We start from the raw sequence: 24446 nt of genomic DNA, 5'->3' as shown, positions 1-24446 counted from the left end.
CGTCCGGCGATACGTGCCCGCACTCCGGCGCGACATGTCCCCGGCCGAGCGCCACGACACGCGCCAGGATGGCGACGGAAGCGCCGGCCGCGCGCTCAGCGGCTGCGCCGCGCACGGCAGGCGGTGACGGCCACCATGCCGGCCAGCAGCATCAGCCAGGCCCGGGGTTCCGGCACCGGCGTGAGCACGGCGCCGAAACAGCCGGACGCCGCGTCGTTGCCGGTAAAACAGGCTCCTGCAAGGATCTGTTCCCGGTCGTTGACGTCGAGCGCATCGCGCAGGGCAAAATTCCGGCCTGCCGGCAGCAGGCTATCCAGGTCGAACAAGATCCCGTCGCGGTAGAGGAAGGGTCGTTCGCCGGCGATGCCGACGATGTCGCCGAGGTTGTTGATATCGGACGGCATGCTGCCTGCGGGAAGATCGTCGAGCCTGTGCACGACGCCATCCTGAAACAGGAAGGCGCCCGGCACGCCTGCATCGGTCGCCCCATAACCGACGATCGCGCCCACGTCGTTGATCGCAGTAGCAGTGCCATATGACCATCCGACCGTGCCCAGGTCGGTCAACTTTCCTTCGCTATACATGAAAGGATGCCCGCGGCCGCCGGGAAAGTTCAGCGCGCCGACCACGACGCCGGATTCGTTCATATCGCTCACGCTGCTATTGCTCGTCCCAAACTGTTCGAGTTTGCCCTGGCTGTACAGGAAGGGGCGGTCATTGCCGCTTCCGGCGACATCGCCACGGTCGTTGATGAGCGTAGGCGGACCCAGGTCCCGGCTGGGCAAGAATTCCCGCATCGTTCCATCCGAGTAGAGGAAGCCGGCCTGCCCGCCGTGCGCGAGGTCGGATACGCCGACGGCGCCGCCGCGATTGTTGATGCCGTACACCTCGGCATTCGAGCCCCCGAGTGTGCCATAGTCGAGATAGCCGCCCGGCCAGTTCAGCGAAGCGCGGTTCGGAATAGTAGCTTCGTGGTTATTGACAGCAACCTCGCCCCGCTCGTTCATGGCGATGGCCGACGAGTACTTGCCGCTATATGGCGTCAAGGTATAGACCGGCGCCGCAAAGGCTGGCCGCACAGTGCAGACGGCCAACAGGCAGGCAGACAACAATTTGATGAACATCAACTTCCCCCTTGAATGATGGCCTCGTGTCCTCGCCTCTTCATCAAGATAGACCGCCTAATCAGCTTCTAGCAAGGTGAGCACCTGGCATATGCGCATGACGCGCCTGCCGGCGGGACGATGTCATCCGGATGTCACATCGAAACGGGATTCCGGACAGCGCACAGTAAGATGGACTCGACAGAACGAATAATGATTTGCGAGGAAATTCAATGGAAACCGAACTCAAACTGAAGATCGCCGCGTCCGACGTGGCGCGCATGCGCGAGCATCCCCTGCTCGCGAACCTGCCCGAGGCCGCGCGCCGCGAGCACGAGCTGACCGACACCTATTACGACACCCCGGCCCTCGACCTCTGGCGCGCCGGCCTGAGCCTGCGCGTGCGGCGCGATGGCGACGCCTGGATCCAGACCGTCAAGACCGCGTCCGCCGGCTCGCCCACGCTGCACGAACGCGGCGAGTGGGAATCCAGCCTGGATAACGCGCAGCCGGATCCGGCCGAGCTGGCGCGCCAGGTCAAGCCGCAGCGGCTGCGCGAGGTGCTGTCCTCGCCCGCGATCACCGGCCAGCTGCAGCCGGTGTTCACCAGCACCACCCACCGCACCACCTGGGACATCGGCCTGCCCGGCGGCCAGCTGGTCGAGTGCGCGCTCGACAGCGGCAGCATCGACGCGAACGAGCGCAGCGTCGACGTGGGCGAACTGGAACTGGAACTCAAGCGCGGCAACCCGACCCGCCTGTTCGAGCTGGCGCTGGCCCTGCATCAGGACATTCCGCTGGAGGTCGCGAACGACAGCAAGGCAGCGCGCGGCTATGCCTTGTTGCAGGGTGCGGCGCCGGCCCCGGTCAAGGCGGCCAAGGTGCGCCTGACGCGCAAGATGCGCATGGAAGACGCGCTGCTGTGCATGGGCTTGAACTGCATGGCGCAGATCGAATCGAACGTGCCGGGCGTACTGGTGCAGAGCGTCGAGAGCCTGCACCAGATGCGGGTCGGCCTGCGCCGCCTGCGCGCCCTGCTCGACATGGTCGGCGACCTGGCGCCGCTGCCGCCGGAGCTGAAGGAAGGCCTGGACTGGCTGTCCGGAGAGCTCGGCGCGACGCGCGACTGGGACGTGCTGGCCGAGACCACGCTGCCCGCCATCCATGGCATCCACACCGAAGCATTGCAGGCGGCGGCAAAGGAACGCGCGCGCGCCCTGCACAAGGCCATGCTGCCGACCCTGCATTCGCCGCGCTACACCCAGCTGATGCTGCAGATGAACGGCTGGCTGCGCGGCCGCCAGTGGCGTCCCGCGACGGGTCTGCCGAAGCACGATCCGCTGGCCGAGCGGGCGCTGGATGGCCTGGTGCCGCTGGTGCGCAAGGCCCAGAAGCGCCTGCGCAAGCGCATCGAGGCGCTGGACGAGCACGACGCGCCGGCACGCCACCGCGTGCGCATCGCGGCCAAGAAGGCGCGCTATGCGGCCGAGTTCTTCGGCGACCTGCTGCCGGCCAAGGAGGTCAAGGCGTATGCGAAGTCGCTGTCGGCGCTGCAGGATCGCCTCGGTCACCTCAACGACCTGGCGGTGGCGGACAAGCTGCTGCCGGTGCTGGAGAACAGCGGGCATGCGCACGATGCGGCGTTCGCACGCGGCTATGTCAATGGAGCCGCTGACACGGCGAGCCATGGATTGCGCGACGCGCTCGGCGCGGCTGCGCGATTGAAACTGGCCTGAGCTCCGGGCTCACCTGTGCGGGCTGCCACATTCGTCATGCGCATCCGGTACTGATTCGCCTTCGCATGGCAGGAACGGAAATCCTGCCATGTTGACTTAATAAATACTCTTCCAGACACATTTTCTTAACGGAATTCTAACGTACGACATCTTTGTAATAATTATGTCATTATCAAAATATTACAAAAGTGCAACTCGCTAAGGCAAGTCTGCCTGGTGGATTGCGTCAACCGGGAGAGAGCCGTGCCAAACCAACTGTCCATCGATTCGCGACGGATCGTCGTCAACCTGTTGTTCATCGTTGCTCTTCTTTTGCTTGCCAGCGTTGCCGGGCAATTCGTCCGTTTCCAGTTCGGGTACGACAGTGTCAAGGGATTGGTCCAGCTGTTCAACGTCGACAATGAATTGAACGTCCCCACCTTTTTCAGCTCTCTCCTGGCGCTTTCCAGCGCGGCCCTGCTGTTCCTGACTGCGAGCGCGGCCCGGTCGAAAGGCCATCCGGATACGAAGTACTGGTTCGCACTGGCGGCCGGCTTCCTGTTCCTGGCCTACGACGAAACCTTCCAGGTCCATGAAGGCATGATCGAGCCGATGCGCGCCATGCTCGGCGGCGGGGAACTGGGGATTTTCTACTTCAGCTGGGTCGTGCCCGGAATTGCGGGTGTCTGCGTCCTCGCCCTGGTATTCATGCGCTTCTTCCTGCGCCTGCCACGCCGTACACGCGACAGTTTCCTGCTCGCGGTCGGCATTTACCTGAGCGGCTGCCTGGGGATGGAACTGCTGGACGGCGCCTATTTCGAATCCTATGGCAACGACTTCACCTATGCCTTGCTCGTCACCATCGAGGAAGGACTCGAGATGTGCGGCCTGATCATGTTCGTCAGGACGTTCCTGAATCACCTCGCGGGCGATGTCAGGCTGATCGCGTTCGGCCAGGCGGAATCGGCCCTGCCGGCCTTCGCCATGCAGGCTGCAAACGCGCGGCCATGATGTTGTCTTGCGCCTGAGGCAGCGCCATGGATCGCCGCGCGGCGAAAGGATGGACTGCCGCATGGCGCACGCTCGGCGTCGCCGAGCCGGCAGGCTTGTACAACCGGCTCCTCGACGCCTGGTCGGAACCACAGCGGCACTACCACACGCTGCAGCACCTGACGGAATGCCTCACGCTCGCCGATGGACTGCGCGAGGAGATGACGCATCCCGAGGAAGTCGTGCTCGCGCTCTGGTTCCATGACGCCGTCTACGACGTGCGTGCGCACGACAACGAGGCGCGCTCGGCGCAGTGGGCCGTCCAGGCCCTGGGTGACGCCGGCCTGGCGAAGGATGCCTGCGAGCGTGTCGAGGCGCTGATCATGGCGACCTGCCACGGCGCCGCCGCCTCACCAGGTACGCCGGACAGCGCGCTCCTGGTCGACATCGACCTCGCCATCCTGGGCAGCGACGAAGCGCGCTTCGCCGAGTACGAAGCGCAGATCCGCGCCGAGTATGCCTGGGTCCCGCCGGACGTGTTCGCGGTCAAGCGGCGCGAAGTCCTGCGCGGCTTCCTCGACCGCGCGCGCATCTACACGACAGACACGATGGTCGCGCGCTTCGAGGCGCAGGCGCGGCGCAACCTCGCCAGCGCCTAGTCAGGCGCAGGTCTCGAGCACCAGGCCGCGCAACCAGCGGTGGGCCTGGTCGGCGTCCATGCGCGGGTGCCACAGCATCGACACCGTCAGCGGCGGCACCTCGATCGGCAGATCGAAACTGTGCATGCCCTCGCGCAGCACACCGGTCTGGCGCGCCGGCACCGTGGCGACCATGTCGCTCGCCCGCGCCAGCGCCAGTGCGGCGGCGAAGCTGCCGGTGGTGGCGGCGATGCTTCGTTCAGCGCCTTGCAAAGCCACGTCCACCGGCGACTGCCGTCCACCCTGGCGCGCCACCAGCACGTGGCTGGCGGCCAGGTAGCGCGCCAGCGTCATCCTGCCGCGCGCGAGCGGATGGCCGGCGCGGACCACGCCGATAAAACGATCCTGAAACAGCGCGCGGGTGCGCACTTCCGGATCGGCCTCCGCACCGACGATGCCGGTTTCCAGGTCGACCGTCCCGTCGCGCAGCAAGGTGGTTTCGCGGTCGGCCTTCGGCATGAAGTGCAGGCGCACGCCGGGCGCTTCCGCGGCAACCCGCGCGACCAGCACGGCGCCGAAATTCTCGACGAAGCCTTCGCGCGTGCGCAGCGTGAAGGTGCGCGCGAGCGTCGACAGGTCGAGCGGCGCGGCCGGCCGCAGCGCCGCCAGCGCTTCCTCGACCAGGCGGTGCACCGGCTCGCGCAGTTCGAGCGCGCGTGGCGTCGGCACCAGGCCGCGTCCGGCGCGCACCAGCAGCGGGTCGCTGGTGGTCTCGCGCAGGCGCGCCAGCGCGCGGCTCATGGCCGAGGCGCTCAGGTTCAGGCGGCGGGCAGCGCCGGCCACGCTGCCTTCGGTCAGCACGGCGTCGAGCGTGACGAGCAGGTTGAAGTCCGGTTGATCCATCCCGCGAGTCTACATCATGGCGTTTCGCGCAGGTATTCATTGCAACCCGTGCGTCTTCCGCCATCGCTCGCTGCGACCTAAGCTGGAGACATGAACGCCGCCTCCGCCCTCTCCCTCTCGACCTTTCTCGCCGCGCTCGGCGCCGGCATTGCCAACGTCGGCCTGCCCGCCTTCGCCGCGCACTTCGCCGCGCCCTACGCGCGCATCCAGTGGATCGTGCTGGCCTACCTGGCCGCCGGCACGGCAATGGCGGTGGTGGCCGGGCGGCTCGGCGACCGCCATGGCCGGCGCCGCGTGCTGCTGGCCGGGATCGCCCTGTTCTGCGCTGCGTCCGCCGCCTGCGCGCTGGCGCCCTCGCTGCCGCTGCTGGTGGCGGCGCGGGCGCTGCAGGGCGCCGGCGCGTCCACGATGCTGGTCCTCACCCTGCCCTTCGCCGCCGGCAGCGGCCGCGCGGTCGGGCTGCTGGGCACCATGTCCGCCGCCGGCACCACGCTCGGCCCCGCCGTCGGCGGACTGCTGCTCGCGGCGTTCGGCTGGCCGGCGCTGTTCGCGGCCGTCGTCCCGCCGGGCGTGCTTGCCTTCGTGCTGGCCTGGCGCAGCCTGCCGCATGAAGCCAGCCGCGCCGCGGTCGCGGCCAAAGGAGCGACGCCGTGGGCCGAACTGCTGGCGAATGGCGCGATGTCGGCCCTGGTGATGGCGACCATGGTGATCGGTCCCTTCCACCTGGCGCGCACCCTGGGGCTGGGCAGCGCGGCGGTCGGCCTGGCGATGGCCTGCGGGCCGCTGGCGGCGGCGCTGGCCGGCGTGCCGGCGGGTCGCGCGGTGGACCGCCATGGCGCGTCCCGCGTCGGCCGCATCGGTTTGATATGCGCGGCGGCGGGCTGCGCGCTGCTGGCGCTGCTCCCCGCGACGATCGCCGGCTATGTGCTCCCGCTGATGCTGCTGACCACCGGCTACGCGCTGTTCCAAGCCGCGAACAACAGCGCCGTGATGGCGACTTGCGATAGCGCCCGGCGCGGCGCGGTCTCCGGCCTGCTGGCCCTGTCGCGCAATCTCGGCCTGGCGGCGGGCGCCTCGGTCATGGGCATGTTGTACGCAGCGAGCGGCATGCGTATCACCTTCATGGCCGCCCTGCTGCTGGCCGGCGCGGCTGCTCTTACTTGGCGGCGGTCGGGAAGAACAGCTGCTCGCCGTCCGGCTTGAAGGCGGCGATCCTGGCCTGGCCTTCGGCGGACGTGATCCATTCGATCAGCTGCTTGGCGCCCTTGTAGTTCACGCCCTTGTGCTTGGCCGGATTGACCGCGATGATGCCGTAGGGGTTGACCATGCGCTTGTCGCCTTCGACCAGGATCGCCAGGCCGGTCTTGGCCTTATAGGCGCCATAGGTGGCGCGGTCGGTCAGGGTGTAGGCGCGCATCTCGGCGGCCATGTTCAGCACCTCGCCCATGCCCAGGCCCGCCGACACGTAGCTGGCGCCCGCCGGCTTCGTTCCTGCCTGCTGCCAGTAGCCCTTCTCCATCACGTCGGTGCCGGAATTGTCGCCGCGCGAGATGAACTTGTTGCCGCTGGAGGCGATCTTCTGGAAGGCCGCGATCACGTCCTTGTTGCCCTTGACGCCGGCCGGGTCGTTGGCAGGGCCGACGACGATGAAGTCGTTGTACATCACGTCGCGGCGGTCCACACCCCAACCCTCGGCGACGAACTTGTCTTCCATCGCGCGCGCGTGCACCAGGGTGACGTCGACGTCGCCGTTCTTGCCCAGTTCCAGGGCCTTGCCGGTGCCGACCGAGATCACGGCGACTTTCATGCCGGTCTTGGCTTCGAAGGTCGGCAGCAGGTATTTCAGCAGGCCCGAGTTCTCGGTGCTGGTGGTGGTCGACAGGCGCAGCGTTTCCTGGGCTTGCGCGAACGGCGTGGCCAGGGCGAGGCTGAGCAGCAGGGTAATGAATGGTCGGCGTTGCATGGTTGTTCTCCTAGTATTAGCGATACTCGAGGCGTCCATCGCGCAGTTTGAGGCGGTGGATGCCGGGGAGCCCGATCAGGTCGCGGTCGTGGCAGGCCATCACCACGCTGCCCCCTGCATCGAGCAGGGTGGGAATCAGGGCCATCACCTGTTCGCGCGCGGGGCCATCCAGGTTGGCGGTCGGCTCGTCGAGCAGCAGGAGGCGCGGCTGCAGCACGCGTGCGCGCGCCAGCGCCACGCGCTGCTTCTCGCCGCCCGACAGGCGGGTGGGATCGGTGTCGCGCAGGTGCTCGACGCCGGCCCAATGCATCGCGGCCTCGACCACCGGCGCGACGGCGCGTTTACTCTCGCCGCGCGCCAGCAGGCCGTAGGCGATGTTGTGGAACACGCTGGTCGAGAACATGATCGGATGCTGGTGCACGAAGACGATCGCCTTGCGCAAAGCGGCCGGATAGGGATGCAGCGGCAGCCGCTCGCCATCGAATTCGACCGTGCAGGCCTCGCACCGTTCCAGGCCGGCGAACATGCGCAGCAGGGTGGACTTGCCGGCGCCGTTCACGCCGGTGAGCACGTAGCCGGCCGCGGCTTCGATGGTCAAGGTATCGATCTCGAACAGCAGGCGCTCGCCGTGGCGCTTGCGCATGCCGTGGATGGTGAGCAGACTCAAGGATTTCAAATTCGTCCCCCCGCCGTATTCGCCTCGCCCTGCAGCAGCACCAGTACGCCGTTCATGAACAGGGCCAGGGTCACCAGGACGATGCCAAGCGCGATCCCCTGCGCGAACTCGCCCTTGCTGGTCTCGAGCGCGATCGCGGTGGTGATGGTGCGGGTCTGTCCTTCGATGTTCCCGCCCACCATCAGCGCGCAGCCGACTTCCGAGATCACCCTCCCGAAGCCGCTGATCACGGCCGCCATCACGCCATATCTCGCCTCGTGCAGCACGGTGGTCATCACGCGCCAGCGCGAGGCGCCCAGGGCCACGGCCGTCTCGGCATAGCGCGGATCGAGCGCCTGCACCGCGGCCAGGGTAAACGCCAGCAGCACCGGCAGGCCGATCACCATCTGGCCCAGCACCACGCCCTGCTGCGAGAACAGCCATTCGAGCCCGCCCATCGGCCCGCGGCGCGAGAGCAGCAGATACAGCAGCAGGCCGATGAGCACCGTCGGCAGCGACAGCGCGGCCTGGGCGATCCAGACCGCCACGCGCCGGCCCGGGAAGCGGTGCATGGCGATCACGTAGCCGAGGAAGACCGCCGGCGGCGCCGCCAGCAGCAGGCCGAGGACACTGGTCTTGAGCGAGACCCAGACGATGTGCCACAAGGCGGCATCGCCCGAGAACAGCAGCCGGAAGGCGTGCGCGATGGCGTCCAGCAGCGACATCAGGCCACGCTGGCGGGGACGGACCGGGGCGCATTCAGGGGCTCCAGCAGACCGGGCTCGAACACCAGGCGCTCGTGGCCGGCCAGCAGCAGGAAGTGCTTGCCCGAGCAGCGCGCCAGCAGCGACATGCCGACCCGTTCGGCCACCATGTGGCCCATCTGCGTGGTGCCGGAACGCGACAGCAGGAAGGGAATGCCCATCTGCGCGCCCTTGATCACCATCTCCGAGGTCAGGCGGCCGGTGGTGTAGAACACCTTGTCCGCGCCTTCGACGCCGTCGAGCCACATCAGGCCGGCGATGGCGTCCACCGCATTGTGGCGGCCGACGTCTTCGACGAAGTAGAGAAGCTCACCCGCATCGGAGAACAGCGCGCAGCCATGCACCGAGCCGGCCTGCTTGTAGATCGATTGCTGGGTGCGGATGGTCTCGACGATGCGGTAGACCACCGACTGCCGCAGGCGCGCGTCCTCGGGGAGCGCGATCTGGTCGACCTCGTCCATCAGCCCGCCAAATACCGAGCCCTGGCCGCAGCCGGTGGTGACGACCTTCTTCGCCGTGCGCTCCTCGATGTCGAGGATGCCGTTTCGCGTGACCACCGCCACCGCGTCGACCGACCAGTCGACCTGGATCGACACGATATCTTCCAAGGCCCGCACCAGGCGCTGGTTGCGCAGGTAGCCCAGCACCAGCGCTTCCGGCGCGCCGCCCAGGGTCATCAGGGTGACGATCTCGCGCTTGTCGACGTAGACCGTCAGCGGGCGTTCGGCCGGAATCGCGATGGTGGATTCGCGGCCACGCTCGTCCAGCGCGCTCACCTCGTGGGTGAGGCGGGCGCTGGCTTGGGACAGTTCAGGGCGGTAGCGTGGCGATTCCGGATGGCTCATCTTGCCAATTGTGCCATGCCGGCCAGGATTTGGCCGCCACCGTAGCTGCCCTGGCGTGCGACCTCCCCGCCCGGCGCGACCTTGATCGCGCAATACTTGAATTCCGGGATCTTGCCGAAGGGGTCGAGCGCCGCATTGGTGAGGCGGTTGATCGCCGCCTCGTAGTAACAGAAGGGCACGAAGATCGCGCCCACCGGCGAGCTGTCGTCGGCGCGCGCATACAGCACCACTTCGCCGCGGCGCGAGGCGATGGTGATGGCGTCGCCCGGTTTCACGTTCAGACGTTCCATGTCGAGCGGATGCACCAGCGCCACCGGATCGGGCTCGATCGCGTCGAGCACGCCGGCGCGGCGCGTCATGCTGCCCGTATGCCAGTGCTCGAGCTGGCGGCCGGTGATGAGCACCATCGGGTACTCGGCGTCGGGCCGCTCGTCGGCCGGAATGATGTCGGCCGGGACGAAGCGCGCCTTGCCGCCTTCGCGCGGGAACAGTTCGGTGAACACCACCGGCTCACCCGTGTCGCCCTCGTTCATGCAGGGGTAGACCACGGCGCCATTCCTCTCCAGCCGCTCCCAGGTGATGCCGCCGATGCTGGCCATATTGCGGCGCATCTCGTCGAACACCTCCGCCACGCTGCCGTAATTCCACGGCAGGCCGAGGCGGCTCGCCATCTGCTGGATGATCCACAGATCCTGTTTCGCCTCGCCCGGCGGGTCGATGGCCTGGCGGCCCAGTTGCACCAGGCGGTCGGTGTTGGTGAAGGTGCCGGTCTTCTCGGGGAAGGCGGATGCGGGCAGGATCACGTCGGCGAGGTAGGCCGTCTCGGTCAGGAAGATGTCCTGCACCACCAGGTGCTCCAGCGCGGCCAGCGCGGCGCGCGCGTGGTTGGCGTCGGGGTCGGACATGGCCGGGTTCTCGCCCATGATGTACATGCCGCGGATTTGCCCGGCATCGATCGCGTCCATGATCTCGACCACCGTCAGCCCGGGTTTCGGGTCGAGCGTGGCGCCCCATGCCTGCTCGAAGCGGGCGCGCGCGCTTGGATTGTCGACGCGCTGGTAGTCCGGCAGCATCATCGGGATCAGCCCGGCGTCCGAGGCGCCCTGCACATTGTTCTGGCCGCGCAGCGGATGCAGGCCGGTGCCGGGGCGGCCGATCTGGCCCGTCATGAGGCTCAATGCGATCAGGCAGCGCGCATTGTCGGTGCCGTGCACGTGCTGCGAGATGCCCATGCCCCACAGGATCATCGAGCCCGCTGACGTGGCGTACAGGCGCGCCACGTAGCGGATGGTGTCGGCATCGATGCCGCAGATCGGCGCCATCGCTTCCGGGCTGTAGTTGGCCACGTTGGCTTCCAGCTCGGCATAGCCGATGGTACGGCTGGCGATGAAGGCTTCGTCCACCAGTTTTTCATGGACGATCACGTGCATCATCGCGTTGAGCAGGGCGACGTCGGTGTCCGGCTTGAACTGGAGGAAGCGGTGGGCGTGGCGCGCCAGGTCGGAGCGGCGCGGGTCCATCACGACCAGCTTGACGCCCGTCTTCACCGCATTCTTGATCCAGGTGGCGGCCACCGGGTGGTTGACGGTCGGATTGGCGCCGATGATGACGATGACTTCGGCGCGGGTCACGTCCATCACCGGATTCGACACCGCGCCCGAGCCGATCCCTTCCAGCAGGGCTGACACCGAGGAGGCGTGGCACAGGCGGGTGCAATGGTCGACGTTGTTGGTCCTGAACCCGGTGCGCACCAGCTTCTGGAACAGATACGCTTCCTCGTTGCTGCCCTTGGCCGAGCCGAAGCCGGCCAGCGCCGCGCCGCCATGGGCATCGCGGATGTCGGCCAGCTTGCCGCCGGCGAGCGCCAGGGCCTCTTCCCAGCTCGCTTCGCGGAATACGTCGAGCACGCGGTCCGGGTCCATGGTGAACTCGCCGCTTTTCGGCACGCCTTCGCGGCGGATCAGCGGTTTGGTGAGGCGGTGCGGATGGTGCGCATAGTCGAAGCCGTAGCGGCCCTTGACGCACAGGCGCCCCAGGTTGGCCGGGCCCTGGCGGCCTTCGACGTAAAGAATCTTGTTGTCCTTGACGTTGTAGGTCAGCTGGCAGCCGACGCCGCAATAGGGGCAGACCGAATCGACCTGCTTGTCCGGGATGTTCAGGGCCACGCCCCGCGCCGGCATCAGGGCGCCGGTCGGGCAGGCCTGCACGCATTCGCCGCAGGCCACGCAGGTGGAATTCCCCATCGGGTCGTCCTGGTCGAACACGATCTTGGCGCCCTCGCCGCGGAAGGCCAGGCCGATCACGTCGTTGACCTGCTCGTCGCGGCAGGCGCGCACGCAGCGCGTGCACTGGATGCAGGCGTCGAGGTTGACGGTGATGGCGGCGTGGCTCGCATCGAGTTGCGGCTGCGCGCGGGTGGCGGGGAAGCGCGGCTTGCCCACGCCGAGCTTCTCGGCCCACAGGTCGACCTCGTTCCTGCGGGTGTACTCGGCTTCCGGCATGTCGGCCAGCAGCAGTTCCAGCACCATCTGCTGGGCCTTCAGGGCGCGCGGGCTGTCGGTCTTCACCTTCATGCCGGCGGATGGGTGGCGGCAGCACGAGGGCGCCAGCACCCGCTCGCCATCGATCTCCACCATGCAGGAGCGGCAGTTGCCGACCGCCTCGAAGCCTTCCTTGTAGCACAGGCGCGGCACCTCGACGCCTTCGCGCGCGGCGACCTCGATCAGGGTTTCGTGCTGCAGGGCCTGGACTTCGCGGCCGTTCAGCTCGAACGTGACGACGGGAGAGGGAGCGTTCATGATGGGTTCAACTCATGCGGGAAGTATTTGATGACGCAGTCGACCGGGTTCGGCGCCGCCTGCCCGAGGCCGCAGATCGAGGCGTCGCGCATCACCTGCGACAGCTCGCCCAGCAGGTCCGTGTCCCACTGCGGCTGATGGATCAGCGCCAGCGCCTTGGCGGTGCCGTTGCGGCAGGGCGTGCACTGGCCGCAGGACTCGTCCTTGAAGAAGGCCATCGTGTTGCGCGCGGCGCCGACTGCACTGTCGTGCTGGGACAGCACCACCACGGCGGCCGAGCCGATGAAACAGCCGTAGGGCTGCAGGGTGTCGAAGTCGAGCGGGATATCGCTCATCGACGCCGGCAGGATGCCGCCCGAGGCGCCGCCCGGCAGGTAGGCGTAGAAGTCGTGGCCATCCTGCATGCCGCCGCAGTATTCATCGATCAGTTCGCGGATCGTGATGCCGGCCGGGGCCAGCTTCACACCGGGCTCGCGCACCCGGCCCGAGACCGAGAACGAGCGCAGGCCGCGCCGGCCGTTGCGCCCGTGGCTGGCGAACCATTCGCCGCCGCGCTCCAGGATCTCGCGCACCCAGAACAGCGATTCGAAGTTGTGCTCCAGGGTCGGACGGCCGAACAGGCCGACCTGGGCCACGTAGGGCGGACGCAGGCGCGGCATGCCGCGCCTGCCTTCGATCGATTCGATCATGGCCGACTCTTCGCCGCAGATGTAGGCGCCGGCGCCGCGGCGCAGCTGGATCGGCGGCATCTCCGGCACGGGCGGATCGGCGCGCAATTTGTCGAGTTCCGCTTCCAGCATCGCGCGGCAGCCGTGGTATTCGTCGCGCAGGTAGATGTAGATGGCCTCGATGCCGACCGCCCAGGCCGCGATCAGCATGCCTTCCAGGAAGCGGTGCGGGTCGCGCTCGAGGTAGACGCGGTCCTTGAAGGTGCCGGGTTCGCCCTCGTCGATGTTGACGGCCATGAGGCGCGGACCTGCTTCGGCCCGCACGATGCGCCATTTGCGGCCCAGCGGAAAACCGGCGCCTCCCAGGCCGCGCAGGCCGGAGCTTTCCATCGTGGCGATCACGCTCTCGACGTCGCGGCGGCCTTCGGTGCAGTCACTCAGGAGCGCGTAGCCGCCGGCGGCGCGGTAGTCGTCGTAGCCGATGTGGGTCGTCACCGCATCCGTCACCTGGCCGGCGGCGGCCTTGGCGAGCACGGTCTCGAGCGTGGCCTGGGGAATCGCGTGCTGTCCCACCATCGCCGCGGGCGCCTGTTCGCAGCGGCCGACGCAGGGCGCCTCGAGCACGCGCACCTCGCGGCCCAGCAGGGCCGGCAGCTTGTCGAGCAGCGCGCGTGCGCCGGCCATCTCGCAGGAGAGGCCGGCGCAGACGCGCACCGTGAGCGCGGCGGGGGCGGCCTCGCCCTCCTTCACCACGTCGAAGTGGTGATAGAAAGTGGCGACCTCGTAGACCTCGGCCTGGGCCAGGCGCATTTCCTGCGCGAGCGCGGCCAGGTGCTGGCTGGACAGGCAGCCGAAGGCGTCCTGGATGGCGTGCAGGTGTTCGATCAGGAGGTCGGGCTGGCGCGATGCGGCGCCGAGCAGGCCCTGCACGTCGAGGAGGGCCTGCGGGTCGACGCGGCGGCCCTTGGGCGCCTCGCGCTTGCGCTGGCGGCTGGCCCCGGCGGGGGCGATCGGGATGACGGGATGGTTCATGGTGCGTCCCTGCTTGTTCTGTTAAAGCTTGACTCTGTTAGATGCGGTGTCGCAGTTCAAGTTCTGCTGACCGCGTGGGCAGGAAACCTGCCCACCCTACTTGACACGGCCAACGTACGTGACCTACTTGAACAACACCGCCGCCTTCTGCAGCGTGACCCAGATGCCGAACAGCAGCGGGATCCCCACCGACATCCAGGCAAACGCCGTGAGCGCCGGGTTGACGGTGGCGACAGTGCCGCCGGCGCGTGCGCCGCTGGTGGCCGGGAGATCGCGCTCCTGCGCCAGCTTCTTCTCCGCGGCCAGCTCGGCGTCGGTCATGAAGTACTTGTCGTCGAGCGGCTTGATCATCGCATTGAGCACGATGCCGACCACGACCAGGCCCGCCAGCACGTACATGGTGATGTCGTAGGCCTGCGCCTTGGGCACGCCGTGTTCGATCTGGTATTCGCGGATGTAGTTGATCAGGATGGGGCCGAATACGCCGGCGGCGGCCCAGGCGGTGAGCAGGCGGCCGTGGATGGCGCCGACCATCTGGGTGCCGAACAGGTCGGCCAGGTAGGCCGGCACGGTGGCGAAGCCGCCGCCGTACATCGACAGGATGATGCAGATGAAGCCGACGAACAGGGCCAGCTGGCCGTTGTGCGCCATCGACGGGATCGCCGCGTACAGGAAGAAGCCGAGGCCGAGGAAGACGAAATAGGTGGCTTTGCGGCCGATGTAGTCCGAGCAGGAAGCCCAGGCGAAGCGGCCGCCGATGTTGAACAGCGACAGCAGGCCGGTGAAGCCGGCGGCGATCGCCGCGATCTGTCCCTTCTGCGCCGCGTCGAGGTCGTTGAAGCCGGCCTCGATGCCGATCAGGCGGCCGCCGAAGACTTCCTGCAGCAAGGGGGAAGCCATGCCGAGGATGCCGATGCCGGCCGAGACGTTCAGGAACAGCACGCCCCAGATCAGCCAGAACTGCGGGATGCCCCACACGCGGCTGGCGTGCACATGGCGCGTGGTGACCATGGTGTTGGCGGCTTTCGCCGGTGGCGTCCAGCCTTCCGGCTTCCAGCCGGTCGGGGGCACGCGGTAGGTCAGCGCGCCCGCCACCATGAAGACGAAGTAGATCGCGGCCAGGGCCAGGAAGGTTTCCCAGACGCCGACCGAGGCCGGGGTGGCGAAGTGCTTCATCAGCTTGTCGGCCAGCGGCGCGCCGATCATGGCGCCGCCGCCGAAGCCCATGATGGCCATGCCGGTCGCCATGCCGCGCCGGTCCGGGAACCATTTGATGAGAGTCGAGACCGGCGAGATGTAGCCAAGGCCCAGGCCGATGCCGCCGATGACGCCGGAGCCGAGCCACATCAGCCAGATCTGGTGGGTGTAGACGCCGAGCGCCGAGATGACCAGGCCGCCGCACCAGCACACGGCCGAGACCAGACCCGCCTTGCGCGGCCCCGCGTGCTCGAGCCAGCCGCCGAACAGCCAGGCCGCGAGGCCCAGGAAGACGAAGAACAGCGTGTACATCCAGCCCAGCATCGAAATCTTCCAGTCGCAGCTGGTGGACATGATCTGGGCCCAGAAGCCCATGTCCGCCGGGCAGGCCAGCGATTCGGTGATGCCGAGCGCTTTCGACAGCGGCAGCCAGAACACCGAGAAGCCGTAGGCCATGCCGATGCACAGGTGGATCGCGAGCGCCGCCGGCGGCACCAGCCAGCGGTTGAAGCCAGGCCCTGCGATGGTGTGTTCCTTGTCCAGAAAACCCATGTCCCCTCCTTTGTTTTAGGTATCGGAATATGCTCGAAAAAGCATATTGGATTGTCATTTTTTTGTTGTTTGGCGGAGCCTAACACGATGTTTTTTAGCAAGAAATAGGCTATTTTTAGCATATGCTCACCATCCACATCCGCCCGCACTGGGAAATCAGCGTCAAGGGCGAAGCGCCGCTCGATACCGCCGACCTGCTCGGCCTGCTGCTGTCGATCCAGGACACCGGTTCGATCGCCCAGGCCGCGAAATCGGTGAAGCTGTCCTACCGCTACGCCTGGGGTCTGCTGCGCGCGGCCGAGGAGCTGTTCGGCGAGCAGCTGCTGCACACCGGACGCGGACGCGGCACCCTGCTCACGCCGCTGGCGCAGAAGCTGGTGTGGGCCGACCGCCGCATCGCCGCGCGCCTGTCGCCGACGCTGCAAAGCCTGGCCTCCGAACTCGAGGTGGAGCTGGGCCGCATCACCGCCGGCCGCACCCGTCCGCTGCGCCTGGACGCCAGCCACGGCTTCGCGGTCGCGGCGCTGATGGGCTGCGTCGACCGCGACCTGCTGCCCGTCGATTCGCGCTACCGCACCAGCACCGACGCCGTGATGGCGCTGGCGCGGCGCGATTGCGACCTGGCCGGCTTCCACGTGCCGATCGGGCGCTTCCGGGCGCCGACCGTGGCCTGGTACCTGCGCTGGCTCGATCCCGAGCAGCACTGCCTGGTGCAGGTCGCCGGCCGCGAGCAGGGCCTGATCGCGGCGCGCGGCAATCCGCTCGGCCTGCGCGGCTTGCCCGACCTGGTGCGCCCGGACGTGCGCTTCGTGAACCGCCAGGCCGGCTCCGGCACCCGCATGCTGCTCGAGATGATGCTGGCCGATGAAGGCCTGGCCTTCGACGCCATCAATGGCTTCAACAGCGCCGAGTTCACCCATTCCGCGGTGGCCGCCTACATCGCCAGCGGCATGGCGGACGCCGGCATGGGCATGCGCGCGGCCGCCGCGCAGTTCAAGCTCGACTTCATTCCGCTGCTGCGCGAGACCTATTATTTCGCGCTGCGCCGCGACGCCCTCGACGGGCCGGCCATGCAGCAGCTGCTCGGCCTGATGCGCGAGCCGTCCTACCACCGGCTGGTGGCGGCGTTGCCGGGGTATGACGCCACCGGCACCGGCGAGGTGCTGTCGATCCGGGACGCGTTCGGGCTCTAGCGCTTGCAGGCTGGCTGGCTTGCCGGTATAAAGCAGGCCGTCATGATCGATCCCGCCACCCTCCCCGCACGCATCTGCGACATCCTGCAGCGCCACCCGCCGCACGCGCCCGCCCTCGTCGACAACGGCCGCACCTGGACCTATGGCGAACTGCGGGACGAGGCCGAACGCCGGGCCGCCTGGCTGCGCGGACTGGGCGTGCGCGCGGGCGACCGCGTGATGCTGGTCAGCGAGAACTGCGCGGCGCAGGTGGCGCTGCTGTTCGCCGTTGCGCGGCTCGATGCCTGGAGCGTCAACGTCAACGCGCGTTTGAGCGAAGGCGAGCTGGCCGCGATCCGCGCGCACTGCACGCCGCGCCGCGTGATCCACGCCACGCCGGCAGGCTTGACGGCCGGCCCGCTCGATGCTCACGCCGTGCCGGAATCGGACGGCGCCGGGATCGCCGCCCTGGTCTACACCACCGGCACCACCGGCAATCCGAAGGGCGTGATGCTGAGCCACGCGAGCCTGCTGTTCGTCGCCGCCACCTCGAGCCGCCTGCGCGGGCTGGTTCCGAACGACCGCGCGGCCGGGGTGCTGCCGATCTCGCACGTCTACGGCCTCACCTCCGTCCTGCTGGGCACCCTGTACGCCGGCGCCTGCCTGCACCTGGCGCCGCGCTTCGATGCGGCGGTATTGCTGGCGCAGATCCGCGCGGGCGAACTCACCATCGTGCAGGGCGTGCCGGCCATGTATGCGCGCCTGCTGGCCCTGGCGGGCACGGAACCGGTCGCATCAAGACTGCGCTTCTGCTACGCCGGCGGCTCGCCGCTCGACCCGGGGCTCAAGCGCGCAGTCGAGGCCATGTTCGGCCTGCCACTGCACAACGGCTACGGCCTCACGGAGAGCGCGCCCACCGTGTGCCAGACGCGCCTGGATGCGCCGCGCGCCGACACCTCGGTCGGCCATTCGATTCCCGGGGTCGAAGTGCGCATCGAGGGCAATGGCGAATTGTGGGTGCGCGGGCCGAACGTCATGGCCGGCTACTACCGCGACCCGGTTCAAACGGCGGCCGTGCTGCGTCCCGGCGGCTGGCTCGCGACCGGCGACATTGCCGAAATGGGCGAGGACGGGGCGCTGTTCATCCGGGGGCGGCTGAAGGAGCTGATCATCCGCTCCGGCTTCAATGTGTACCCGCCCGAGGTCGAGGCGGCGCTCAACAGCCATCCGGCGGTGCTGCAGTCGGCGGTGGTGGGGCGGCCCGTGGCGGATGGGAACGAGGAAGTGGTGGCGTTCGTGGAGGCCAGAGAAGCGGTCGACGCGGCTGGCCTGCAGGCGTGGCTGGTGACGCGGCTGGCGCCCTACAAGCGCCCGGCGCGGATCGTGTTCATGGAGACGCTGCCGGCTTCTCCCAGCGGCAAGGTGCTGAAGCACAAACTGTAGGGTGGTCGGGTCCCCCGACCGCGCGTTCAGCCAGCCGAAAGATGGACGATGCGCCAATCAGCATCGTGCAGCTGGACGCGCGCACGGCGGAGCCGTGCACCCTACTTCCGGCGCTTCTTCCAGTTGTACTCCGGTCCCGTTACATCCACACCGGGATGCCCCACCAGGTCCGGATGCTCGGACGCCATCGTGATGAAGCGCACGCCCCCGCCTTCGCGCTGGCGCTTGCGCAGCTCTTCCATGTGCTGCATCGCCGCCACCATCTCCGTCGTCTCGAACAGCTTCTCGTGCGGCGTGCACCTGTCGTCCTCGACGACCGTCCAATACACCATATACATCGCAACCTCCAGTCCGCCCCATTTTCGCCCGTTTCGCCCCGCCATGGCGCACTGTGACCACCATTTCCATGCACCGTGAAATTTCCAGTTTGAAGAAATTAGCAGCAGAAATAAGATACATGCCTACAGAAAGTAGGATTTGTCCGAAAAAGGCTTTTTATGTGGGCTACTTCACACAACCGGTCGCACCTGACCTTTAGGCTTTAGCCTGTCTTCACAAATAGCGGGTCAGAACATGAACACACAGACGGATTCCCAGACCACGAGCCAAGAAAGCAATGCCCCTGAGCTGGAACTGTGGGGCGGTCTCGAATGCACGGTCAACCGTGTGCGCGACAATTACTTCAGCCAGATGGACCGCAACGGCCACGCCGAACGCCTGCAGGACATCGAACGCTTCGCCTCCCTCGGCATCAAGGCCATCCGCTATCCCGTCCTGTGGGAACGCACCGCGCCGGACGGCGTCGAATCGGCCGACTGGACCTGGTCCGACGAACGCCTGCCGGCGCTGCGCGACCTCGGCGTCAATCCGATCGTCGGCCTGGTCCACCACGGCAGCGGCCCGCGCCATACCAGCCTGGTCGATCCCGCCTTCCCCGAAAAGCTCGCCGAGTACGCCGGCGCGGTAGCCCGCCGCTACCCCTGGGCCGAGTACTACACCCCGGTCAACGAACCCTTGACCACGGCGCGCTTTTCCGGCCTGGCAGGCGTGTGGTATCCACACGGCTCCGACGAAGCCACCTTTGTCCGCGCCCTGATCCACGAATGCCGCGCCACCGTGCTGGCGATGCGCGAGATCCGCGCCGTGAACCCAAGTGCCAAGCTGGTCGCCACCGACGACCTGTCGAAGACCTACGGCACCCCGGAGATGCACGAGGTGCTCACCTTCTTCAACGAGCGCCGCTGGCTCGGCTGGGACCTGCTGTGCGGGAAGGTCGACGCCAACCACGCGCTGTGGGACTACCTGCTGGAATCGCAGGCGACGCCGGAAGAACTGCTCTGGTTCCGCGACAACCCCTGCCCGCCCGACGTCATCGGCGTCAACTACTACGCCACCAGCGAGCGCTGGCTGGATCACCGTCCCGAGCGCTATCCGGAGAACCGCCGCCACGTCTACCGCGGCATCCCGCACGCCGACATCGAGACCCCGCGCGCGCTGGCCACGCCGACGCCCGGCATCGCCCCGCTGCTGATGGAGACCTGGGAACGCTACGGCCTGCCGATCGCGATCACCGAGGCCCACATCGACGCCAACCGCGAAGACCAGATGCGCTGGCTGGTGGAGATCTGGAACGCCGCCCGCAGCACGCGCCAGCAGGGCGCCGACGTGCGCGCCGTGACGGTCTGGGCCCTGCTCGGCTCCTACGACTGGAACTGCCTGGTCACCGAATGCCGCGGCTACTACGAGCCCGGTCCCTACGACGTGCGCGGCGGCGAGCCGCGTCCCACCGCCGTGGCCACCCTGATGCGCGAACTGGCGACAAGCCGTCCGCTGACCAACCCGGTGCTGCAGGGCGAGGGCTGGTGGCGCCGCCCGGGCCGCTTCTTCTGCAAGCCGGTGGCGACCCGCACCGCGGTGGCCGACATCGCGATCCGCAGCCAGTTCAAGTCGAGCGTGGTGCAGCCGATCCTGATCACCGGCGCCACCGGCACCCTGGGCTCGGCCTACGCCCGCATTTGCCAGAACCGCAACCTGGCCTACCGCGTCCTGAGCCGCCAGGAGATGGACATCGCCGACCCGCAATCGGTGGAAGCCGCGATCCGCAAGTACAAGCCCTGGGCCATCATCAACGCGGGCGGCTACGTGCGCGTCGACGAGGCCGAAGGCGACAGCGAACGCTGCATGCGCGAGAACACGCTCGGCCCGACCGTCCTGGCCCTGGCCTGCATCCGCCACCAGCTGCGCTTCATGACCTTCTCGACCGACCTGGTGTTCGACGGGACCAAGGGCGCGGCCTATGTGGAGTCGGATGCGGTCAACCCGCTCGGCGTCTACGGCCGCAGCAAGGTGGAAGCCGAGCAGCGCGTGCTGGACGCCGACCCGCAAGCCCTGGTGATCCGCACCAGCGCCTTCTTCGGGCCCTGGGACCGCCACAACTTCGTGACCCAGGCGCTGAACGCGCTGGAAGCGGGGCTGCCGTTCCAGGCGGCGGGCGATATGACGGTGTCGCCGACCTACGTGCCGGACCTGGTCAACGTGTCGCTCGATCTGCTGATCGACCGCGAGCGCGGGGTGTGGCACCTGACCAATGCGGAGGCGCTGAGCTGGGCCGAGCTGGCGAAGCGGGCGTGCGAGGCGGCGGGGGTGGATGCCTCAGGGCTGGAGGTCGTGTCGGGCAAGAGCTGCGCTCTGGCGGCGCGGCGGCCGGAGTATAGTGCGCTGTCGAGCGAGCGGGCGTTGATGTTGCCGTCGCTGGACGATGCGCTGCGCAGGTATGTGGAGGCGATGCAGGATCGGGCGCATGGGAGGGATACGGAGCAGCCGGGGGAGGCGGCGCATTACGCCAGCTAAGGTCAACGTCAAATTGGGTCCCGGCCTGCGCCGGGACGACGGTCTTTGAGCTAGCAACTAGCGGCAGAGTCGTCGTACGCGCCACTGGCGCCTACGACTTCCGGCGAAGGCCGGAACCCAATTTTGCGTGAGCAGCCGTCAGCCTGCATCGGCAGCGACGAACTGCAGGCGGTAGAGATTGGCATACATCCCATTCGCATCCAGCAGCTCCGCATGCGTGCCTTGTTCGACAATGCGCCCATGCTCCATCACCACGATCCGATCCGCCCGCTCGATGGTCGACAAGCGGTGCGCGATCACGATGGTGGTGCGACCCGCCATCAGCGTCTCGAGCGCCGCCTGCACCGCGCGCTCGGACTCGTTGTCCAGCGCCGACGTGGCTTCGTCCAGGATCAGGATCGGTGCATCCTTGTAGATCGCGCGCGCGATGGCCACGCGCTGGCGCTGGCCGCCGGACAGGCGCATGCCGTTCTCGCCGATGCGGGTCTCGACGCCCTCTTCCAGCTTGGCCACCACGTCCGTCAGGTGCGCGGCCTTGACCGCCGCCGCCAGGCGCTCGTAGTCGATGGCTTCGACGCCGTAGGCGATGTTGGCGGCCAGGGTGTCGTCGAACAGCACCACGTTCTGGCTCACCATCGCCAGCTGGGCGCGCAGGCTGGCCAGGCTCACGTCCTGGTAGGGCACGCCGTCGATCAGGAGGCGCCCGCCTTGCGGATCGTAGAAGCGGGTGACCAGGTTGACGAAGGTGGACTTGCCGCCGCCCGAGACGCCCACCAGCGCCACCGTCTGCCCCGGCTGCACGTCGAGCGTCACGTCGGACAAGGCCGCATTGTTCGTGTTCGGATAGCGGAAGGTGATGTTCTCCAGGTGCAGGTGGCCGCGCGCGCGCCCCAGGTCGAGGGCGCCGGTATCGGGCTCGGGCTGCGAATCGATCAGCGAGAACACCGTCTCGGCCGCGGCGATCCCGCGCTGCATCGGGCCGTTCACCTCGGCCAGCGATTTCAGCGGCGTGAGCAGCATCAGCATCATGGTCACGAACTGCACGAACTCGCCCTGCGTCATGTTGGCCTGGATCGCCAGCACCACCACCAGCGACAGCGCCATCGCGGTGGCGATCTGCGTGATCGGCGTAGTGGCCGCAAAGGCCACCGTCATGCGCTGCGAAAAGCCGAGCAGGGCCTGGCTGCGCTTGTGGAAGCGGGCGCGCTCGTAGCGTTCGCCCGAGAACACGCGGATCACCTGGTGGCCGCGCGTGGCTTCCTCGACCACCTGCGTCATCTCGGCCGTCACGCGCAGGTTGTCGCGGTTCAGGCGACGCAGGCGGCCGGTGGTGGTGCGCACGATCACGGCGGTGAGCGGGATCACGACGATGGCGACCAGGGTCAGCTTCCAGTTCAGGTACAGCAGCGTGGCGAGCAGGCCGATCACCACCAGGGTGTCGCGCACGCAGGCCACGAACACCGACTGCAGCATGTCGACCACCTGGCGCACCTCGTTCACCACCACGTTGATGATCTTGCCGGTCGACTCTTCATGGAAGCGCGCCACCGGCAGGCGCAGCACGCGGTCGAACACCTGCGCGCGCAGGTCGTTCAGCACGCGGCTGGTGACCCAGTTGTTGAGGTAGGCGGTGGAGAAGGTGCCGATGCCGCGCAGGACGAAGATCGAGACCAGCACGCCCGGAATCCACCACAGGCTGAACGGCACCTTTTCCTTGAAGCCGAGGTCGATCAGGAGCTGCAGCGCCTTGCCCAGCAGCGGCTGGGTGGCGGCGGTGAGCGCCATCGACAGCAGCGCGAGCCAGGCCCGGGTCTGGTAGGGCTTGACGACCGCCAGCAGGCGCTTGACGATGATGTTGTTATCCATGCGGGTTTTCCATTGTTGCCTTTGCATTCAGGCAGAAGCCCATGAGCAGGAACACCATGAGCGCGTAGAACATGCTGCCCTTCAGGGACCAGAAAATGACTTCGGTCAGGCCGAAGCTGAAGTAACCGAGCACCACCAGCATGCCGGCCAGCGCCGGCGCGAACAGCTGGGCGGCCCGGGGGCTCAGCGGCGTCTCGCCGCGATAGGCGCCGCGCCCCAGCGCGCGCGCGAAGAAGGCGAACGGCGCGGCCAGGATGCCGATCCAGGCCGCCAGGCCGAACACGCCGCCGGTGGCCAGCGCCTGCAGCGCGTCGTTGTGCAGATGGTCGGGCGCCAGCACCACGTCCTGCAGGCGGCCCTGCTCGACCATGTGGCGCAGCCCTTCGCGCACCGCCGCCGGGTCGCGTCCGAACAGCGGCTTTTCTTCGATCAGGTAGCGCGCCCCGCTCCACAGCTCGAGGCGGATGCCGACGTTGGTGAAGGCGCTGCCGCCGTCCATCCAGGTCTGCACGTCGTAGATGCCCTGGCCGACCCGCTGCGCCATGCCGGTGGCCGGGATGAAGAAGGTCGAGGCGAACAGCGCGAAGCTGCCCACCACCAGCAGGCGCACGCGGCGGCTCTTGAGCAGGCGCGCGTAGGTCAGGAACAGGATCGCCGCCAGCGCCAGCGCGACCCAGCCGCCGCGCGTTCCCGTGACGATCATCGCCGCCAGACCGGCCACCGCGCCGGCCGCCGGCAGGATCGCCTTGCGGGTGCTGTGGCGGTAGTCGATGGCGGCGGCCAGCGCCACCAGGCACAGGACCAGCGCCAGGTCGCCGAAGGTGATGGGATTCAGGAAGCCGCCGGGGCGCAGCACGTCCAGCACCACGCGCTGGTAGGCGACGAAGGGCAGCGCCGCCACCGCGCCGGCGGTCACGCCCCACCACAGGGTCGAGCGCGACGGCCGGGCCAGCACGACGAGCGCCGCCGCGCTCAGGCCGAGCAGCATGCGCGACGGCTTGTCGAGGAAGCGCAGGTCGGTCTCCGGCCGCAGCAGCACACAGGCCAGCGCCAGCAGCAGGTTGAAGGCGAACGCCGCCACCACCCAGCGGATGTCGCGCCAGTGGGCGGCGAGCGCCGTCCACGCCTTGCGCGGCAGGCACAGGAAGGCGAGCAGGAAGACGATGCTGCTGAAGCCGATGCCCGAGGGAGTGATGAGGCTGAGGAAGGGGAACAGGAAGACCAGGATGCCGATCAAACGCTGCACCGGCGCCCCGATTTCCATCGGATTATTGTTCATTCATGTTCTTGTA

19 protein-coding genes are annotated in these 24446 nt (G+C 67.9%); 7 read left to right on the top strand and 12 right to left on the bottom strand.

Annotated elements, in window-relative coordinates:
• Positions 1–95: 95 nt before the first annotated feature.
• The gene (locus LQ564_RS03280; protein ID WP_231056642.1) at positions 96–1124 is read right to left on the bottom strand and encodes a hypothetical protein; all 1029 of its coding nucleotides are present in this window, start codon (positions 1122–1124) and stop codon (positions 96–98) included.
• Positions 1125–1336: 212 nt separating this feature from the next.
• Between LQ564_RS03280 and LQ564_RS03275 the strand changes: the two genes are divergently transcribed.
• From LQ564_RS03275 to LQ564_RS03265, 3 genes are all read left to right on the top strand, one after another.
• Positions 1337–2839 (top strand): CYTH and CHAD domain-containing protein, encoded by a 1503-nt coding sequence (locus tag LQ564_RS03275; RefSeq protein WP_231056641.1) that lies wholly within the window; start codon positions 1337–1339, stop codon positions 2837–2839.
• A 243-nt stretch (positions 2840–3082) separates the two neighbouring features.
• On the top strand, positions 3083–3829 hold the full coding sequence (locus tag LQ564_RS03270) for a DUF8692 domain-containing protein (RefSeq protein WP_231056640.1): 747 nt from the start codon (positions 3083–3085) through the stop codon (positions 3827–3829).
• Between the two features lie 26 nt (positions 3830–3855).
• The gene (locus LQ564_RS03265) at positions 3856–4467 is read left to right on the top strand and encodes an HD domain-containing protein (protein WP_231056639.1); all 612 of its coding nucleotides are present in this window, start codon (positions 3856–3858) and stop codon (positions 4465–4467) included.
• On the opposite strand, the gene LQ564_RS03260 is transcribed toward LQ564_RS03265, so the two are convergent.
• Positions 4468–5349: a LysR family transcriptional regulator gene (locus LQ564_RS03260; RefSeq protein ID WP_231056638.1), complete on the bottom strand. Its 882-nt coding sequence runs from the start codon at positions 5347–5349 to the stop codon at positions 4468–4470.
• A gap of 90 nt (positions 5350–5439) precedes the next feature.
• Between LQ564_RS03260 and LQ564_RS03255 the strand changes: the two genes are divergently transcribed.
• Positions 5440–6552 carry an MFS transporter gene (locus LQ564_RS03255; protein ID WP_231056637.1) on the top strand — a complete coding sequence of 371 codons (1113 nt, stop codon included), beginning with the start codon at positions 5440–5442 and terminating at the stop codon, positions 6550–6552.
• Here the strand turns inward: LQ564_RS03255 and LQ564_RS03250 are convergent.
• The 7 genes from LQ564_RS03250 to LQ564_RS03220 form a co-directional block, all read right to left on the bottom strand.
• Positions 6506–7312: an ABC transporter substrate-binding protein gene (locus LQ564_RS03250; RefSeq protein WP_231056636.1), complete on the bottom strand. Its 807-nt coding sequence runs from the start codon at positions 7310–7312 to the stop codon at positions 6506–6508. The two genes, LQ564_RS03255 and LQ564_RS03250, sit on opposite strands and share 47 nt — an antisense overlap.
• A gap of 16 nt (positions 7313–7328) precedes the next feature.
• Complete coding sequence (locus LQ564_RS03245) at positions 7329–7955, bottom strand: energy-coupling factor ABC transporter ATP-binding protein (RefSeq protein WP_231057363.1); 627 nt, start codon at positions 7953–7955, stop codon at positions 7329–7331.
• Positions 7956–7984: 29 nt separating this feature from the next.
• Positions 7985–8692, bottom strand: coding sequence for an ABC transporter permease (locus tag LQ564_RS03240; RefSeq protein ID WP_231056635.1), 708 nt, complete (start codon positions 8690–8692; stop codon positions 7985–7987).
• A complete protein-coding gene (locus tag LQ564_RS03235) occupies positions 8692–9576 on the bottom strand; it encodes a formate dehydrogenase accessory sulfurtransferase FdhD (protein WP_231056634.1) in 885 nt (294 codons plus the stop codon). Before LQ564_RS03235 ends, LQ564_RS03240 begins: the two co-directional genes overlap by 1 nt.
• Positions 9573–12374: a formate dehydrogenase subunit alpha gene (gene fdhF, locus LQ564_RS03230; RefSeq protein WP_231056633.1), complete on the bottom strand. Its 2802-nt coding sequence runs from the start codon at positions 12372–12374 to the stop codon at positions 9573–9575. The genes LQ564_RS03235 and fdhF overlap by 4 nt, the downstream gene beginning before the upstream one ends.
• Complete coding sequence (locus LQ564_RS03225; protein WP_231056632.1) at positions 12371–14074, bottom strand: NAD(P)H-dependent oxidoreductase subunit E; 1704 nt, start codon at positions 14072–14074, stop codon at positions 12371–12373. The genes fdhF and LQ564_RS03225 overlap by 4 nt, the downstream gene beginning before the upstream one ends.
• A gap of 123 nt (positions 14075–14197) precedes the next feature.
• On the bottom strand, positions 14198–15823 hold the full coding sequence (locus LQ564_RS03220) for an OFA family MFS transporter (RefSeq protein ID WP_231056631.1): 1626 nt from the start codon (positions 15821–15823) through the stop codon (positions 14198–14200).
• A 122-nt stretch (positions 15824–15945) separates the two neighbouring features.
• On the opposite strand from LQ564_RS03220, the gene LQ564_RS03215 reads away from it, so the two are divergent.
• Positions 15946–17016 carry a substrate-binding domain-containing protein gene (locus LQ564_RS03215; protein WP_231056630.1) on the top strand — a complete coding sequence of 357 codons (1071 nt, stop codon included), beginning with the start codon at positions 15946–15948 and terminating at the stop codon, positions 17014–17016.
• A gap of 42 nt (positions 17017–17058) precedes the next feature.
• Entirely contained in the window at positions 17059–18438 is a 1380-nt protein-coding gene (locus LQ564_RS03210) for a class I adenylate-forming enzyme family protein (protein ID WP_231056629.1), read from the top strand.
• Between the two features lie 101 nt (positions 18439–18539).
• Here the strand turns inward: LQ564_RS03210 and LQ564_RS03205 are convergent, their stop codons facing one another.
• Positions 18540–18776 (bottom strand): hypothetical protein, encoded by a 237-nt coding sequence (locus tag LQ564_RS03205; protein ID WP_231056628.1) that lies wholly within the window; start codon positions 18774–18776, stop codon positions 18540–18542.
• A gap of 235 nt (positions 18777–19011) precedes the next feature.
• On the opposite strand from LQ564_RS03205, the gene LQ564_RS03200 reads away from it, so the two are divergent.
• Complete coding sequence (locus LQ564_RS03200; protein ID WP_231056627.1) at positions 19012–21288, top strand: family 1 glycosylhydrolase; 2277 nt, start codon at positions 19012–19014, stop codon at positions 21286–21288.
• Between the two features lie 138 nt (positions 21289–21426).
• On the opposite strand, the gene msbA is transcribed toward LQ564_RS03200, so the two are convergent.
• Positions 21427–23154 carry a lipid A export permease/ATP-binding protein MsbA gene (msbA, locus tag LQ564_RS03195; protein WP_231056626.1) on the bottom strand — a complete coding sequence of 576 codons (1728 nt, stop codon included), beginning with the start codon at positions 23152–23154 and terminating at the stop codon, positions 21427–21429.
• Positions 23147–24433: an O-antigen ligase family protein gene (locus tag LQ564_RS03190; RefSeq protein WP_231056625.1), complete on the bottom strand. Its 1287-nt coding sequence runs from the start codon at positions 24431–24433 to the stop codon at positions 23147–23149. The genes msbA and LQ564_RS03190 overlap by 8 nt, the downstream gene beginning before the upstream one ends.
• Positions 24434–24446 lie beyond the last annotated feature (13 nt).

Origin of the sequence: Massilia phyllostachyos, from assembly GCF_021044825.1 — a bacterium.
Lineage (GTDB): Bacteria > Pseudomonadota > Gammaproteobacteria > Burkholderiales > Burkholderiaceae_D > Telluria > Telluria phyllostachyos.
The sequence above is the reverse complement of the archived record's forward strand: the minus strand, read 5'-3'. Positions and strand labels throughout refer to the sequence as shown.